This window comes from Mesobacterium hydrothermale (assembly GCF_035818635.1).
In the GTDB taxonomy this organism is placed as follows: Bacteria; Pseudomonadota; Alphaproteobacteria; order Rhodobacterales; family Rhodobacteraceae; genus Mesobacterium_A; species Mesobacterium_A hydrothermale.
In genome coordinates, this window is record NZ_JAYLLH010000020.1 from 1 (window position 1) to 17,130 (window position 17,130).

13 protein-coding genes and 1 pseudogene are annotated in these 17,130 nt (G+C 61.4%); 2 read left to right on the forward strand and 12 right to left on the reverse strand.

Going from position 1 to position 17,130, the window contains the following annotated elements; genetic code table 11:
* Positions 1-207: 207 nt before the first annotated feature.
* Both VK792_RS13575 and VK792_RS13580 read left to right on the forward strand, forming a co-directional pair.
* Positions 208-390, forward strand: coding sequence for a hypothetical protein (locus VK792_RS13575; RefSeq protein ID WP_326298069.1), 183 nt, complete (start codon positions 208-210; stop codon positions 388-390).
* Between the two features lie 62 nt (positions 391-452).
* Positions 453-650, forward strand: coding sequence for a hypothetical protein (locus tag VK792_RS13580; RefSeq protein ID WP_326298071.1), 198 nt, complete (start codon positions 453-455; stop codon positions 648-650).
* A 685-nt stretch (positions 651-1,335) separates the two neighbouring features.
* Here VK792_RS13580 and VK792_RS13585 read toward each other — a convergent pair.
* From VK792_RS13585 to VK792_RS13640, 12 genes and pseudogenes are all read right to left on the reverse strand, one after another.
* Entirely contained in the window at positions 1,336-2,364 is a 1,029-nt protein-coding gene (locus VK792_RS13585) for an IS110 family RNA-guided transposase (RefSeq protein WP_326298072.1), read from the reverse strand.
* Positions 2,365-2,523: 159 nt separating this feature from the next.
* Positions 2,524-3,828 (reverse strand): HlyD family type I secretion periplasmic adaptor subunit, encoded by a 1,305-nt coding sequence (locus tag VK792_RS13590; RefSeq protein ID WP_326298074.1) that lies wholly within the window; start codon positions 3,826-3,828, stop codon positions 2,524-2,526.
* Positions 3,829-3,845: 17 nt separating this feature from the next.
* A complete protein-coding gene (locus VK792_RS13595) occupies positions 3,846-5,510 on the reverse strand; it encodes a peptidase domain-containing ABC transporter (protein ID WP_326298075.1) in 1,665 nt (554 codons plus the stop codon).
* Entirely contained in the window at positions 5,507-6,871 is a 1,365-nt protein-coding gene (locus VK792_RS13600; RefSeq protein ID WP_326298077.1) for a M16 family metallopeptidase, read from the reverse strand. The genes VK792_RS13595 and VK792_RS13600 overlap by 4 nt, the downstream gene beginning before the upstream one ends.
* Positions 6,868-8,025 (reverse strand): M16 family metallopeptidase, encoded by a 1,158-nt coding sequence (locus tag VK792_RS13605; protein ID WP_326298078.1) that lies wholly within the window; start codon positions 8,023-8,025, stop codon positions 6,868-6,870. The genes VK792_RS13600 and VK792_RS13605 overlap by 4 nt, the downstream gene beginning before the upstream one ends.
* A gap of 142 nt (positions 8,026-8,167) precedes the next feature.
* Positions 8,168-8,329 carry a hypothetical protein gene (locus VK792_RS13610; protein WP_326298080.1) on the reverse strand — a complete coding sequence of 54 codons (162 nt, stop codon included), beginning with the start codon at positions 8,327-8,329 and terminating at the stop codon, positions 8,168-8,170.
* Between the two features lie 316 nt (positions 8,330-8,645).
* Positions 8,646-8,942, reverse strand: a complete 297-nt coding sequence (locus VK792_RS13615; protein ID WP_326298081.1) for a hypothetical protein — start codon at positions 8,940-8,942, stop codon at positions 8,646-8,648.
* A 166-nt stretch (positions 8,943-9,108) separates the two neighbouring features.
* Positions 9,109-10,230 (reverse strand): cupin-like domain-containing protein, encoded by a 1,122-nt coding sequence (locus VK792_RS13620; RefSeq protein ID WP_326298083.1) that lies wholly within the window; start codon positions 10,228-10,230, stop codon positions 9,109-9,111.
* Positions 10,227-10,679 (reverse strand): toxin-activating lysine-acyltransferase, encoded by a 453-nt coding sequence (locus VK792_RS13625; protein WP_326298084.1) that lies wholly within the window; start codon positions 10,677-10,679, stop codon positions 10,227-10,229. Before VK792_RS13625 ends, VK792_RS13620 begins: the two co-directional genes overlap by 4 nt.
* Positions 10,673-11,818: a hypothetical protein gene (locus VK792_RS13630; RefSeq protein WP_326298085.1), complete on the reverse strand. Its 1,146-nt coding sequence runs from the start codon at positions 11,816-11,818 to the stop codon at positions 10,673-10,675. Before VK792_RS13630 ends, VK792_RS13625 begins: the two co-directional genes overlap by 7 nt.
* A gap of 250 nt (positions 11,819-12,068) precedes the next feature.
* Positions 12,069-13,145 (reverse strand): DUF2793 domain-containing protein, encoded by a 1,077-nt coding sequence (locus tag VK792_RS13635; protein ID WP_326298086.1) that lies wholly within the window; start codon positions 13,143-13,145, stop codon positions 12,069-12,071.
* A 10-nt stretch (positions 13,146-13,155) separates the two neighbouring features.
* Positions 13,156-17,124: pseudogene (locus tag VK792_RS13640) on the reverse strand (baseplate multidomain protein megatron).
* Between the last annotated feature and the right edge of the window lie 6 nt (positions 17,125-17,130).

Sequence of the window (17,130 nt, forward strand, 5' to 3'; positions counted from 1 at the left end):
CATCAGCATGACTCGCACGGCCAGCACCAAATGGGAATCCCAATTCGGACTCGTTTGTCGCGATCAATCCACTAGGACGATCGACTTGTCTAAAAACAGGGGTCTTTTTCTGGACATGGATTCAACAACTTTCTTGCTCGTGCAGGATGATGCCATTCCGCGCACTGGTAAAGTGTGAAGCATGGCAACAAGCGGAAGGAGGATGCCATGACCACGATGAAAGAAACCACATTCTTCGGGCTGTTCCGGGACGGCTACGAGGCGTCCGACGGCAAGGGGCACCGCGGCGAGGGAAACACGCCGCAGGAAGCGCAGGCTCGTCTCGAGCAAGCCCAGGAGCTCGGCGTCGAGTGGGTGAAGCCGCTCGGAACCGGCCCGAAGGTCGACTGAGCCAATTGGAGAAGCACTTCGTGCTTCTCCAACCAAAAGCAACTCAGCCAAGGAGATAGAACATGGGTTGGTTCAAGACCAGTGACGGCGGGAAGGCTAAGGTAACCCGCGGCCAGGACGGAAGCATGCGCTATGAGAAGATCAGCAAGCCAACTGGGGGTGGCAGGCATAGTCACTCTGTCCAGAAGACGGACGTCAGTGGCAAGAGCTCGTTCCACTTCTTCGGCGGACACAGTTCCGGCAAGCATCGCAAGAAGTAACCATTTCGTCCGGCGCACCCTAAGTGGGTGGGCCGGGCGTCTGCCGGGCTCGTCTGCATTTTTCGCTTGAATCGCCAAGCGCCCTGCTTTGGGCGCAGAGGCACGTCCTATCACGCCGCTCGTGTCTCGTCTCCGCCTGCTTTGAGACAAGCCGGAACCGGCGAAACACGGGCGCAAAGCGACCCGATCAGTTCATTGAAATGTATGGTGGTTTTGAACCCGTCTCGCCGAGAGCGAAGGGCGGGTGGAAAGAGACGGTGGGCGTTCGGAGACCGATCTCGCGCGGTTGGCCAATCTCCGAAGGGCGGATGGTCCCTGCAAACCCCTTTGGCACATAAAGAAAAAGGCCCCGCGAGGGACCAGTTTTCGGGTTTGCAATGTGCAAGTGGCGGAGAGGGTGGGTCTGAAATCGAACCTTCTTTTGTGGATGCCGCTCGGTTTGCAAGGAATTTCTGATCTTTTGGACATGTGATCGAGTGCGTACTTTTGTCAGGCCTGTTGGTGCGGCTGACATGGCGCCGCTGGCCGGGATGGTGATGCGCGGAGCAGGTCCAAATCTCCAACAGCGAGCTCGAGGCTCGGAGAAGGTTTCTGGTTTGCCCGACCCGGATCATGTCGATCATTTGCCCATGCAGATCATGCCTTCCTCACAACTCGGTGGTCCGGATATCTGTTCGCCGCCGGTTCAGGCGCCGATCAGCACCGGGCCGCGATAGCTTTCGCCGCGCGTCAGCATCGCCCAGATGCCGCGCGCCATCTTGTTCGCCAGCGCGACGGCGACGACCGGGATCGGTTTGCGCTCCAGCATCCGGGCCAGCCACGACCCTTTCGGCGCCCCTCGACGCGAGGCCCAGCGGATCACGGCGGTTGCCCCGATCACCAGCAATCGCCGGATGTCGCGCTGCCCCATCTTCGAGGTCTTCCCGAGCTTCTGCTTGCCGCCGGTGGAATGCTGCCGCGGGACTAGGCCGAGCCAGGCGGCGAAATCGCGACCGCGCCGGAACTGCTCCATCGGCGGCGCGAAGGTCTCGACCGCGAGCGCGGTGATCGGTCCGACACCCGGCATCGACTGCAGCTGGCGAGGCATTTCAGCTTTGTTCGACATGGCCGCGATCCGCGCCTTCAGCGCATCGATCCGGGCAGTCATGTGGTCGATCTGCTCAAGCAGCATGCGGCAGATATCCCGGGCCAGTTCCGGCACGTCGGCGCCGGGATCATCGACGACCTTTGCGAGGCGCGGCAGAAAACCGATGCCCTCGGGTGCAACATGGCCGAATTCATACAGATGCGACCTGAGCGCGTTTACCGTTTCAGTGCGCTGTTTCACCAGCTGTTCGCGTGTTCGAAATGCAACCGCCCGCGCCTGCTGGTCTGCGGATTTCGGTTCGACGAAGCGCATGGTCGGGCGCAGCGCCGCCTCGACGATCGCCTCGGCATCGGCGGCATCGTTCTTCTGCCGCTTGATGAACGGCTTGACGTAATGTGGCGCGATCAGCCGGACCTCATGCCCGTGCCGCGCCATTTCACGCGCCCAGTGATGCGCGCTGGCGCAGGCCTCCATCGCCACGTGGCACGGCGGCTGCTCCGCCATGAACCGTGCGAACTGCGGCCGCGACAGCTTCTTGCGGAACACGACAGACCCGTCCGCTGCAGCGCCGTGAACCTGGAACACGTTCTTTGCCAGATCAACGCCGATGATGGTAACTTCTCCCATGGATGCCCTCTCCTTCAACTTGTGCTTCGACACCACGAGTATGGCACATCGCGATGCCGTCAGGGGGAGAGCGGCATCCACCCCATCTCCAGTAGTTTCTCGGAACATCTGGGGGGACCTGCGCGTCGCCAAGCATTCCTTGGCTTCTCAGAAATGAGCTTATCTTTCGCCCATGGCATCCTGAATCGTTCTGACGATCGGTGCAAAGAAGTAGCTGATGATCCGCCTGGTATCGGTGGTCACGTCGATTGTCGCGGTCATGCCTGGGCGCAGCGAATAGGTGTCTGAACCGGCGCGGAGGATGGCTTCGTCTGGCTGAATGCGGACAACATAACCCCACTTCCCTTCACTTACCTCTGTGGAATCGGCCGCGATATCCGACACTGTTCCGCGGACGAAACCGAACCTTTCGGATGGATAGGCGTCGAGTCGGATATTCGCTGGTTGGCCGATCTGCATGAACCCGATATCCTGGTTGGAAAATGTCCCTTCGATTTCAATCTCGGCCTCTGTCGGTACGATCCGAAGCAGTTCCGCCCCGGCTTCGGCAATGCCACCTACAGTGAATACGGCGAGTTGATCGACCACGCCCGAGGCGGGAGCGAGCAATCGAACGGCAGAAACCCTGCGTTCTGAAGCGCGCTGCTCTTCGGCAAGCGTGGCCAGACGTCCATCGATCTGTGCTCGACGGTCGAGTGCAGAACGGCGTAAATCGGCCGTCAATCGCCGCCTTTCGCTATCAAGGGCCGCACGTTCTGCGACTTTATGCTCAAGCTCACGCAAGTATATGTCTCGTTCGCGCTCTAGATCTGTGAAGGCCTGTTGCACGTCCAGAAATGCCGAACGGCTGGTTGTGCCCTGTTGCAAAAGCTGCTCGGAGGTACGCAAGCGTTCCGCCTGGATGTCCAAAGCAGCATTAACGCGGGCGATATTGGCATTGGTCACAGCCTCAGATCGCCGATTCGCCTCCTCGCGAGCCGTGATCTGCGCGAGAGAAGCAAGATAGTCCGCAATTTCTGCGAGCAGCAGCTCGCGTTGTTCGACCGAGAATGGATGAGCGCTCAACACGTCCGGCACATCGAATAGTTCAATGGATCTCTGTCCGAGATCAACACCACTCGGATCGAGAGCCAAGGTTTGCACCATTGCCTCGAGCCGGGCCAGTTCGATCAGGAGCCTGTCTCGCTCGGCCCTGATTGCGCCGAGTTCCGACGTTGCTTCGGTCGGATCCAATTCGATGAGGACATCGCCTTCGGTTACCGTCATGCCGTTGCGTGCATGGATGGCAACGATCCGTCCTGCAAATTCCGGCTGTACAACCTGGACTCGGCTGATCGGAACGACGCGCCCTTCACCACGGGCGACGACCTCGACTTTGAACAGAAACGACATTGCAAGGATGGCAACAAAGACGGAAATCGTGAAAACGATCGTCGCGTGCAAGGTCGGAGAGGTGATCTTCATTGGTTCTGAGAAAGCGGTCATCGCAGCGCCTCAAAATCGACCACCTGGTCCGGGCTCTCAAAAATGTCGGGGCTGTGCGTGATGATGATCAGCGTAGCCTCACGCTTCAGTTTTTGCAGTTCTGCCGCCATGCACCGTTGCGAGGCGCTGTCCAGCGCACTCGTCGGCTCATCAAGAATGATCACCTTCCGGCTGCGGATCAGAGACCGAGCAATCGCGATGCGCTGCCTTTGGCCGCCAGAAAGCGCCGAACCACGTTCTCCTACATGCGTCTCAAGCCCAAGGGGAAGTTGCTCAACCAGCGTTTCAGCGGCAGAAATCCTGAGAGCTCGGGCGATCGTTTCATCGCTGGCCTCTGTGCCACCAAGGGTCAGGTTTTCGCGCAGTGTCCCCGAGAACAGGTAAGGTTCCTGCGGTACATAGGCGATACGGGTTCTGACATCGTGTGGCTCGTAGCGCGCGATATTCTCGCCGCCCAACAGGACCTCGCCTTTGTCTGGGCTGTCGATTCCAGATGCCAGTCTTCCGAACGTCGATTTGCCAATGCCGGACGGCCCGACGACAAGGGTCAGCGTGTTGGGTTCGGCGCTGAAACTAAACCCACGCAGGATTGGCGCCGACGGATGATAAGCAAAATCCACGTTGGCGAAGTCAAGTCGGGCTTCGATGTTGCGCGGCAGTTTGGCCAGAGCGTCGAAAGGCTCCATCGGCGTATTGACCACATCGCCAAGTCGCTGGCGCGACACTCGAATGTTCTGCCAACTCTCCCAAAGGCTCGAGAAATTCTCTATCGGACCCGTCACTTTTTCGGCAAGCAGGTGGAAAGCGATCAACTCTCCCAAGGTCATTTGGCCTGCGAATACGAACTGCGCGCCGAAATAGATGATGCCGATTGTAATGGCCTTGTCGACAATAAACAGGAGTTTGTCATTCCAGATATTCAGAAGGCCAACGCGATAACCGGCATTGAGGTTGGCGTGAAGAGTTTCATCGAGGCGTTCGAGCATCTTACCTTCGGCGCTAAGCGCCTTCACCGATGCAATGCCGGAAATATTTTCAACCATCTGGGTCTGATGCGCGGCACCGGCATCGAACTGCACCCGCAGACGCCGACGCAAAAACGGACCAAAGCCGAGATAGATCAGGATCTGAACAGGCAATGCCGCAAGGATGATCAGTGTCAATTCGGCAGAAAGCGTGAATAGAACGGCGATGTAAATAAAGACAAATATCAGATCGAGGAATACTCCCGTGGTCGTTCCGACCAGAAACGCACGAATTGTATCCGTTTCGCTGATCCGCGCAATCGTCTCGCCAACGGACCATTTCCGAAAGTGGCTGACTGGGAGTTTGAACAGATGATCGAAGATGCGCGCGCCGAATTCGCGGGTAACACGGTTGGCTGTCAGCATGCCGAGCAATTCGGATAATACCTCAAAGCCAAGCTGAAACAGGCTTACGGCGACAAAGATCGCCACAACGACAAGAAGCGACGCCTCCCGTTGAAACGGCAGGATGCGGTCGATGATGACTTGAAAGATGAACGGCTCGACCAGCCCGATCAGGCGCAGGCAGATCGCGAGGAAGACCAGCTCGATATAGAGCGGAGTGAACTTCCAGAGCGTTTTGCCGAACCAGGAAAGCGGGATTTCACCGGCGTTTTCATCCTGCCGATCCGTCATGGGCAATCGGCGGCCTCAGAGGGTACGCGAATGACGCAGGCGCCGGGAAGAGCGTCTGCATCCGGGGAGACGGCGATCACGATGAAGTCCTGGGCATCCGGAAAGGCGCTCGACAAGCGGTCCATCAGGGTGCTTTCAGTGACGGACTGCAATTCATCCGTCAGGCGAAACGATCTGCCTGCATCGAACCCGTCCAGTGCGCTTTGCAGCTCGGATCGTGCCTGATCGACCACGAAGTCAGGCAACTCGGCAAAATTTTCCGCCAGCGGTGCCTTGCGCCGTTCCAGTTCTCCGGACGGTCCCGATTGCCGGAAATCGGCGTAGGCATCGCGGACAACGCGTTCAACATCCGCGAGTTTCGCGGTCTCAACCTCGCCAGACAGGAACAGGATCCGATGGTCCCGTGTGTAATTGGCCATACCCGCGCCAAAACCATAGCTTGCACGCAGCTCCGTCCGAACTGCCTCAAACAGGACAGACTGGTCATCGCCCCCGAGCGCGTGGATCAGGATCAGGTCTTCCGTTTCGCCGCCCAGCCGCGTGGCCGGCAGCGTGGCGATGAAGGACAGCGTGGTGGTTTGCGCCTCTGGTCTATGCAGCAGGATCCGTCGTGCGGTATAGTCCGGTGCTGCCTCCTGCGTGACGCTTCGGGATGCATCCGGCAATCCGCGCAGCAACTCATCAATCGCAGCCCCTGCATCCGCAGCGTCTAACCCGCCCGCAACCACGATGACTTGAGGCGTGCGCGTGAACGTCTCGGAATGCCAGACCAACACATCTTCCCGCGTCAGCTCATCGAACGTGCCCGGCTCATCCAAAGACAGCGCATTGCGCAAGGGCTCTTTGCCAAACACCGCCCAACGGGCAGCGTCAAACCCGGCATGCGCGGGCTGCGCCTGCGCCTCGGCCATGTTCGCAGCGGTTCCCTCGCGGATGCGGTCGAACCACATCGGGTCGAGCGTCGGCGCGCGCAGATGCGCGTTGGCAATTGCGATGGTCTCGTCCATCTGGTCGCGCTCGAAAGTCAGCTCACCGATTACATGGTCGTTGACCGCCACATAGATAATCCCTTCGGAATTCAGATCGGCAAAGCGCTCGCCCACGTCCCCCGCGGGATACCCGTCGGCGCCCCCGGCAAGGATCAGCTGCGTGCCAACCACCGGCGTGGCCTTGTTCGTCTCGGGCCGGTAGGCCCAATCGGTCGGCCAGGCGATGTGGATGGTGACATCCTCATGCTCGGGCATGTGCAGCAGTGTGTAGGCGATGCCGCCGGGTGAGGTCTCGACACTGGCGGTAGGACCGTCATCCTTGCAGGCAGCGAGCGCGAGAAGCATGGCAAACAGGAACAGGATACGGGTCATTCGAAACTTTCCTCTGGGCCGATAAAGGCGATCACGGTGCGGCCTCCCCCGGCAAGCTGGCGCAGGAGCGCGTGGGTTAAATCAAGCGAGAGCCCGCGATGCAGGCGCTTCAGTTTGCGTTCGGAGAGCGGCTCGCGCAGGTTGGACACGCGATCCAGAACGTAATCCACCATCCAGCGTGCGGTCTCATCCTCGTCGTCCCAGTCGGGCCAGAAGCCGTCAAAGCGATTCAGCACGCGGGAATAGGTGGCCTCGGGGATCCCGCCATTCGCCACCTCGGAAAGGGTTGTCTCGAAGGCGGTCTGAAGTTCCTTCAGTGATACGCCGGTGTCGGGCGCGGCGGTAAAGCTGATTTCGATATTGTCCTCGTCGATGGGCCAGATCTGCACGTCGAAAGTTCGGGCGATGGCGGTATCGAAGCGCAGCGGCGCGGCCAGCCCGCCGGGAAGGTTGGTGTCGAGGATATCGCGCAACAGCGCCGTCTGCGCCTCTAGCAGGTCGAACGGGACAGGTTCGGGCAGCGAGACAACCCGCCGCCAGATCAGGCGCGGGGCCGCTCCGGGCTCGGGGTTCCGCAGGATTGTCGCCTCCGACGCAGCAAGATCAAATGGCGGCGGCGAAACGTCAGCAGGCTCTGCCTCCGGCCAATCGGCCTCCCGCATGGCCCGGCGCAACTGCCGTTTCGAGACATCCCCGATCACGACCAACCGGGCATTCTCGGGCACATGGGTCGCGGCATGGACGGCGCGCGCGTCGTCGTAGTCCAATGCCATGATCTCCTCCAGCGTGCCGACGGGCGAGGCGGCAATGGCGTTACCCTCGTAGAGGAACACCTCCATCGCCTCGGCGGCCTGTGCATCGGGGTTGTTCGTCATGCGGTATTCGTATTCCCGCAGGACGATATCACGCTCCTGCTCAGCGAAATCAGGCGGCAAGTCGATGGGGGCGAACACACCCTTGAGGGTTTCGAGCAATTCCGGCAAATCCTCCGGCGCGCCGGACAGCCAATAGCCAACCGCCGTGTCGCTCGTCCAGGCATTGGAATGCCGATCCGCAGCCCGCTCGCCGCCAACGGCATTCAGCCATGCGAGGTGCTCGGTGTAGTGTAACAACACTGGCGACACAGGACCGTTCTTGAACGCAATATGTGCCAAGACGCTTTCGCCTGGATGCTTCAAGACCAGCGCCATGGGTCGCGAATGCAGAAATTGGTGCCCGCTTGCCATCGCGGCCATTCCAATCGTCGCAACCACCAAAAAGTAAAAGGCTCTGAAAGACTGCACTTCTTTAGCCAATTCAGGAGCCGTATCGATTTATCGCCGTGAGAGCGGCTGCCACAAGATCAAAAACAATCAAGGCGACGGCCCAAGTCGGAAAGACCCTTCCTAGCAAGGGGCCCAGCACCAAGGCCGCGAGAAGGACGACCACAACTTTCCACCAGTCTTGATTCAGTTTCATGGCAGTTCCTTCAACTACATGTATGCGCTTGGTGCCGAGCTCCGTCGGCACCAAGCTAAGCTGGTCTACTGCGCCATTTTGCAAGCGATCGCGGTCACTCCCGCCAAAACGCCGGTGGCGAGTGCATCAACTATGCCTTCAGTATCTTCCTCCGAAGAAATCTGACACCTTCAATGGCCGCAATTGTAGCTGCTCCAATTCCGACCGCCTGCCACGTGCCGAGGTGCGGCCAAATCTGCAGCGATCCGACACCTGCACAGACACCTATAATGACACCTATGAAGTTCACGGCATAGTGTTTCATTACAAGCAGTCCTTAACGTACCCTGGACCAGTCAACCTGGCTACAAACACCGGTTGCAACTGCACCCCCAGCAACACGTCCAGCGACGGCACCCACGCCGGTGCCACTAATGGCGCCAGATGCTACAATTCCCGCGGCGCACACAACTGCTTTACCGCTGTTTGTTAAACCGCCATTTGACGGGGTCGAAGGACGAGGGCTGCGGCTATCTTTACGGCTACCACCACCGCCGCCGCCGCCGCCGCCGCCGCCGCCGAAGCTGGCATTGCCGTTCAGATCGGTCATCGAGATTTTGTAGATACGAGACATTTTCACGTCTTCCTTCCTGTTGCGGGTCGGATTTGCTATACTCCCCGCCATTGCTGTTTGCCGGGTTTTCCTGCCCGGCGGCTCAATCGGGCGAGGGAAGCTTGACCCTTTCCTCACCCACTTCCGCCCCGCCCGCATCGGGACCTGAGCGAAACAGGTATCGACGCTAATAGCGCCAGAAATAACTCACCGACATATTCGGACTGTCCAGCGCATAGACCTGGTGGAACCAGCCTGCCGGTTGCACCAACAACTCGCCTGGATTCAGCGTCACGGACAGGCCCTTGGCCTCACGCGCCTTCGGATAGATGTTGAAATCCGGTGCCTCAGGCTTGAACCAGCAAGGCTGGTAGTTGTTGTAGCTTTTCATAGGATAGATCAGATTTTCCTGATCCGCCGAATATAGATCCAGCCGCTTGCGTCCGATGACCTGCAACAGGAAGCCCGTCAGCGGATCGCGGTGCAGGCTGGAGGTCGGGATATGGGTCGGCACCGAGCCCAGCCAGAGTTGCGGCGGGATGAAATCCTCACGGTCAAAGAACAGTGGCCCGAAATCCGCCCACATCTCCTCGGGCAGGTTTGCACCCTCTGTGTAAGGTTTGACAAAGCCCTCGATCATGTCGTCATAGGGGTTCGCCTCGAAGTCTTTCAACTCTTTAACGAATTCGGCCATCGTCTGACGGTGCGTGGCCGAGCGCACGCGCACAACAGCATCGCTATAGCGCTCTGACAGCTTGTCAATCGTCCAGTCCCGGCAAGGCGGCGTCGGCTCCAACCCGGTGATAACCACGGGCCGACTTTCCTCCATTACCTCAAGGATCTGGCGCTGCGTCGGCTGATTCAGGTACTCGACCTCTGTCAGGTTTCGGTAGCCTTTTGCCGCATGCAAACGCCCGGCCTTGCGAAACCGCGCCATCGTCCAGTTGCTGAGCCGAATGCAGGATTTTGCGAGGTGATTGGCGTAGGCAAGGTTGCCAGTGAAGGTGATCGTGCCGATGATCGCCGGATCGCGCCAATCTAGAAACTCGAACTCGTTGAAAATCCGGTGGATCGTCGCAATGGGGATAACAACCTGCGTGTCCGTCTCACGATCCATGTCGTGGCGCTCGATGAACAACTCCTCCCCGTAACGCGCGATGAAACTCTGATCGGGATGCTCGGGGATGGTGATGCGCACCGTCCCGCGAATGCTCTCGGGATTTTCAAACCCTGTGCGAAGCAAATCGGCGAAGCCCTCAATGGCCGCGAGATCGCTTTCGAATTCCGAAGAGGGGTATGCGACGTTCATGCCAAAGCCTCCTCACGCGTCTTGCGCAGGTTCACACCTGTCCATCGATTGACCCGTCGTACCGTTCCATCAGGGTTGCGCCGGAGGCTGGTGGCCACCTCATCGGGAAAGATGTTGTGCGTCATGTCGTGCAGGACTTCCCGAATGTTGTCGTACGGGGTGATCCAATCATTGAAAAAGAGCCGGTCGCCGCAATTCCACTCGTCCTCGGTCAGGGCTCGGCCGGTTTTATGCACATCGTGCTGCACCTCTTCCGACAGCCAAGCCCAAGTCACCAATGCCGTGGGAATTCCCTCTTCCGTCAAATAGAAACGGGTCTGGCCGCACCATAGAGCAGGCAAGATTTCAACGCGGAAATAATCCCCCAGTTTGAACTGCCGGTGATACTCCGACTGCGCGAGCAATTCGAGCGCGTAGCCTACACTCGCGTAATAATCGATATTCACCATGCCACCTGCTCCTGCCTTGCGCTGCGATTGTGCCGAGCAGTCATGCCCGCCATGTCGCCCAGATGCCGCTCCAGCGCGCGCTGCAATGCGAGATGATCTCCGAATGGCGCAGCCTGCCGCGTCAACGTGCATCCACCTCCCAGAGCAGATTTCGACCAAGTCGCATAGCCGATCGGCTTGCGTTGCTCGTTCAAGGCAACGAACGCGGTCTGATCCTGCAAATGGCGCAGGAGATCGGCATAATAATCCTCAATACGCGTTTCGGACTGGCCTTCCCAGTAGTCGATATCGATGAGCGCCATGGCACCGAGGCTTCGATACGCGTCTATCGCGGGCGTTTCGGGCTCTGAACGCGGCATGGCGGGAAGATAATTCGCGATATCACCTGCACGGTTGGCCAATTTTTCAATTGGGATGTGGCGCATGCCATCCCGGCCCGAGGCAAAGAACTGGCGAAGCCACTCTCCGGAGCCACGATTGAACAGTTCAATTGCGGCCAGCCGTGCAACCGGATAGTTCTGGCGATAGTGATACTGCGCCTGCGGGTCCGCCAATGCTACCGCGAGCAGGTCAATGTCCGACCCAAGATAGTCATCATTTTCGCGACGCCAGACATCGCAGAGGGTTGGATACAGGTCTGGTGCTGCCGTTCGAGCATGCGCGATGACGAGCAATTCACCAAGAAATGCACAAACCTCCCGCGCCAAGGGCGGCATTTGCTTGTGATCGGAGAGGATGATTTGCACGGCATGAGCGACTTCATGCGCGAGGCAGATCACATCGTCAGGGGAGCCCTCCCAATTTAGCGCGATTAATACCGGCTGATCAGGCCCACGATCCACCGTGTGCGGCAGGCCGTCGCATTCCGTAGCGAGGGTCGAGAACTCAGTTTCAGTGCCGATTGTGTTCCACAGGTCGGGCAGTTTGATAGCTGCCTCGAAAGCTGGAAGAACAAGATTTGTCAAACACTCATTTTGTGTCCAGATATCTGGCGAAATCCTGACCTGGTCAGGCGCGCAAGCGATCATTCGCTCTGGGATACCTCCCACCGAACCGGCCCGCCAAGCGGCCAAGATATCGAGGACAAGAGTCCGATCCAAATTATGTAAATTCAAATAGCCAGAAAACAGATCCCTCATCCGCCCCACCCTGAATACTTTTCTGCAACTCACAGCTGATCCCTACAATCAGGAAGCGATTCAGGTCAATCTTCCTTTTTTCCTTGACGGCAAAAATTCAACTTGAGGGGGGGGGGGGGGTAACAGCATGTTAACATGGACTTTTTTATGCGGATCTTCGATTAAAGTGGCGTTACTCGCGACTGCGGTGTCTGTGATCGGTTATTCGCCCCATTCAGCTATAGGGCGAACAGGCAACACGGGCAGCCGCTCAGCCGATCTTGCAGCCCCAGAAGGACGTATGGTCGGCGGCGAAGTAGCCGTCCGCGACCCGGAAATACCCCTGCAGCTCGACGGTGTCACCGGCGGTAAGCGGGACCATCGTCTGCAGCCAGATCGCGGTGGCGAGCGAGACGTGGGTGGCGGAGATTTCACCGAGGGAGCCGCGGATTTCGGTCGTGCCGTTCAGCACGAGCCGCCCGCGCATGCGTGCGGTGGTGCTGGCGTTGATCTTGTACATGAGCGTCGCGCCGAAGAGGTAGGTGCCGTCCACGGGCGCCACGAAAAGGTTGTTCGCGGCGTCGAAGGCGCCCTGATCGTTGTAGTCGGTGTTGTTGAGGCCGATCTTCGTCCAGGTCCCGACGCCGACGTAGTTGTCATAGTTCGTGTACGCTTTGAAGCGCGGCAGCCGGGGCTGGTCGACGATGCCGCTCGCGTTGTCGACGGTGAGCCCGTCGAAGAAGGTGCTGCCGTCGGCGGAGACCGCGAGGCGGAACCTGTCCGAGCCGAAGAGGCCCATCAGCGCCTTGGTCACGAAGCCGGTCTGGAGCGTCAGCCCGAGATCGTCGCCCGCAGCCTCCTTGTTCATGGTGTAGAACAGATCGCCCGTGCCGCCCTCGGCCAAGGTCTTCGCGGTCCAGAGTGCGGCGTTCAGCTTGGCCGAGAACGGGTTCGAGGCGTCCGCCGTCGTGCCCAGCCCCAGCAGCGCGAGGTTCTGCAGCGCAGCCGGGGTTGTCCCGATCCAGCCCGACCCATCGTAGACCAGCAGAAGCCCCTCGTCCTCGACCCAAGCGCGCCAGCCCGTCCGAGGCGGCAGACGCAGCCAGGCGCCATCGGACCAGAGCGCGACGTTCAGATCCCAGCCGGCCCAATCGCCCGTCGCGCCCGAGGCGACGATGTAACGATCACCATCGGCAGGCGAACCAGGTGACGCTGTCAGATCCCGGTCGAGGACGGATAGCTGCACGAGCCCGTCGAGCAGCCGCAGTGACTCGTTGTGGGTCACATGCTTCTGGGCCTGCGCCGCCAGGATGTACGGCAGCAGCAGATGGGTCGTGGCGTCGGACATGGGATGGCCTTCAAATCATCAGCGTGACGGTCTTGGGCGCGCCCCGCCCCACGAGGGCGGAGAGCTGGTAGATGCGGATGTCGAGCGTGTCGCCGGGGCCGAGCGGCCCACCCCAGTCGGCGGTCTGCTGGGCGGCGGTGTAGACAGCGCTGGTGGTTGTCGTGCTCAGCATCCGCTTGACCGTCGCGCCATTGAGGATCTCGACCTCGTAAGCTTCCAGTTCCTCGCCGAGCGGCACCTCGAGCCCGCCCCAGCTGTCGGCCGCGAGCATGCGAGATCGGCGCGTCCAGCTGATCGTGAGATCGCCGGGCGTGCGCGGCCTGCGCCATGGCTGCTCGACATGCGCGACCGAGAACGGCCGCAGCCCGGCGCCCTCTGGCGTGAAGGACTGCGCCACATAGGTCTCGTCGCTGACCGGGCGGCTTGCGGGACCGATGCGCCAGTTCCACGGAATGCCGAGATCGGCCTCGGCGATGGGCAGTGACGCCAGCGCGGCGTCCAGCACCACGACCCGTGCGCCTGCCGGAGCCGGGTTGCCCATGGCACCTTCGGTACCCCGCTGGCCACGCAGGAGCCGGGTCAGCCGATACCGGCCGGGCGCCAGCAACTCCGCCTCGCCCGCCTGCACGATCTCCCAGACGCCAGACGCGCTCTCGATGGCCAGCGCGTTAGCCCCGCCGAACAGCGTCAGGTCGGTTACGCTCTCCAGCGTGCCGGTGAGCAGTTCGACCTCAAGCACGTTGCCGAGGTCGAAACGCGAGGTCCGGCCCGCGTAGAAGTCGGAGACCAGCGTCCCGATCCGGGCGCGCGTGCCGAAGCTGGTGAGCAGCTCGAACCCGTCAGTCGTGGGGCTGCGGAACACTGCGATCTCGCCCGGCCATGGTACGGTATGCGCCGCCGCGAAAGGCCGATGCGCGGGCTGGTCTTCGGTCAGCTGCGGCAGGTCCAGCAGCACCGCCTCGGGCGCGCCGAACACGACGGCTTGCGACAGCGCCGAGGGTCGCGGCGCGCCGGGTGGCAGATCGTAGGCCTCGCGATCCTGGCGGACGGCTTCGACACCTCGAGCGTCGGCATCGGCGATGGAGACGAGCCGCAGCGGGACGGCGCGGCCGTCATGGGCAAACGACACGACATCTGCCGGGTCGAGCGCGAGGCGCGACGGCGGCAGGCGGAAGACCGCACTCTCGCGGCCGGTCCAGGCCTCCATCAGCGCCCGGCGGCAGCGGCGCTCCGCTTCCTCGGGCGGCACCGCCATGGGGAAGCCCTCCGAGGCAATCCGCGTAGTGTCGACCGTGATGCGCCGGGCCTCGACCTGCGCAGCCTCGTAGTCCTCGTCGGCGCGAGCCACCTGCCATTTCAGGGCCTGGGGCAGTTCGGTCTCCTGGCCGCGGGTGAGTTCGAGGACATCGCCCTCGCGCGCCGATACGAGGTCGTCAGGGCTGATGCTCGCCACCGCGGCCCGCCCACGCATGACAAAACGGATCATGCCCTCCGTCTCCACCGCGTCGAAGCCGAAGTGCCGCGACAGCGTGGTGATCGAGGCGCGCGGGCTCTCCAGCGCGCCGATCGCATAGCCCTCGACCGCGCCCCAGAGTCCGGTGACGTCGATCCGGGATTCGGGCAGGCCGGCCCGCAGGCACAGGTGACGGACGAGCGCGGCCAGCGACACCGCACCCAGGCGACCGGTCAGCCAGTGGCCGAGCCGCCAGTTCGCGCCATCCGTCCAGACGTCGGTCAGCGCCGGGAAGAACGGATAGGGCCGCGCGTCCCATGTCCAGGCGGCGCATTCGGGGACGTGCACCATACGGCTGCCGTAGACCGAGGACACCGGATTGTTCGCAGCCTCGCCCCACCAGAGATAGGTCGCCTCGAGATAGGCGCGCTGGATGGCGTCGTCCCGCCAGCCCCGCGAGAAATGCGGCACGAAGCTCTCGGACGATTTTGGGTCGAAGAAGACGTTGGGCTGGTTGGTGCCCCGGTCGATTGCGGGGCAGCCGAGTTCGGTGAACCAGATTGGCTTGGATTGCGGCACCCATGCCGTCGGCGTCCCGCCCTCCACCCCGCCGGGGCGGTCATAATGCGCGTTGGTCCACCAGGCGCGCAGATCCTTGTAGCGAAAGACCCACGGCTTGCTGGCGGCGCCATCCGTGATCGGCGTACGGACCTGCGCGGAGCGGTCGGCTGCGCTGGCGTAGAACCAGTCGAAGCCTTCCCCACCCGCGATGTTCGCCTGCAAGTAGGTTCGGTCATAGATGGCGGGCCAACCCTCGGTCGCGTCGGCGTGCTCGAACCCGTCGCGCCAGTCGGAGAGCGGCATGTAGTTGTCGATGCCGACGAAATCGATCTCCGGATCGGCCCAAAGCGGATCGAGATGGAAGTACACGTCGCCCGAGCCGTCGCCCGGCTGGTGCCCGAAGTATTCTGACCAGTCGGCCGCATAGCCGATCTTGGTCCCCGACCCGAGGATCGAGCGGACATCGGCGAGGAGGTCCCGATAGGCCTGAACCGCCGGATAGGTGCTGGCGCCCGAGCGGATGGTCGTTAACCCTGGCATCTCGGTGCCGATCAGGAAGGCATCGACCCCACCTGCCGCTGCGCAGAGATAGGCGTAGTGCAGCACCATTCGGCGCAGGCCCCAGTCGCCTGATGGCCCGGTCCAGCTGACGCTTTCGCCCGAGACATTGAAGCTTGCGGGCGTCGCCGCGCCGAACAGCGCCTCGACCTGGCTTATTGCCGTAGCGGTCTTGTCCACCGTCCCCGCGTAGCCTGCAGCCGGTGAGCAGGTGATCCGGCCGCGCCATGGGAAAGCGGGCTGGCCGGTCTCGGCGGAGTTGTCGGAATAGGGGTTCGGCAACGCGTTGTCCGGCGGCACGTCCATCAGGATGAACGGATAGAAAGTGACGCGCAGACCTCGGGCCTTCATCTCCTGGATCGCCTGCACGACAGCGAAGTCGGCGGGCGTGCCGCCATAGACCGGACGATCCTGATCGTCGCGGCTCACCAGAAAGGCGTTTGCCCGGCTGACGCCGTTCACGGACCAAGTCGACGGCGAAGTGGTCTTGGCGGTGACTTCGACGCCGGGCCGTACCTTGCAGTTCCCAGCGCGCAGATCGTCTCCGAATCAGGCCACGACAAGCGACACGCTTTCGACCTTCGGAGCCATGGCCTGCAGACGGTCCAGTGCCACCACCATGTCGGCGGTGTCGGTCAGGGCATTGAGGTTCTCGGGCTCGGACGATCCGTCTCCTCCCTTCCTGATGCCCGTCGTCGCGTAGGTGAACTCGCCGGATGCCGGGATCATGGTGACGGCCTGCGTCAGGCCCTCTGCGGTATCCGGGTCGGCCAGAGGACGAAACACCTCGAAACTAAGCTGCGGGATCCGGTTGCCATAGTTCCCAAGCGGCAGGTCCTCGAAGACGACATAGGCCGTGCCGCGATAGGCCGGGGTGTTCGCCGCACCCATCTTCGCCGCGATGAACGGATCGGCCGTCTGGCTCTCCTCGCCCGGATACCAGCGCCAGGTGATCCCGGCGGTATCGAGCAGCTTGCCGTCGGCCCAGATGCGGCCGATCCCGGTGATCGGCCCCTCGCACAAGGCGACGGCGAAGCTCGCGTAGTAGAGATACTCGGTGGTCTTGACCTTTCCGCCACCCCCTCCGCCCTTGCCGCCGCCCTGCGTGGTGGTCTTGGTCTCCTCCCGGAAATCCGTCGCCCAGATGATGTTGCCACCGATCCGCATGCGACCGTAGAGACGCGGGATCACGGCTCCTTCCGTGGCGGAGGTGATGCGCAGATTGTCCATCCGCGGCCCCTCGATCCGCTGCGTCGGCGCGAGCGACGACACGATCCAGCTGTCGACGACCGAGCCTATAGTCGAGCCGACGAAGCCGCCGATGGTCGCAGCGCTCACGCCGAGGATGGCGCCGCCGATCGACCCGCCGATGGCGGCACCTGCGGCACCGAGAACAAGGGTAGCCATGTCGGG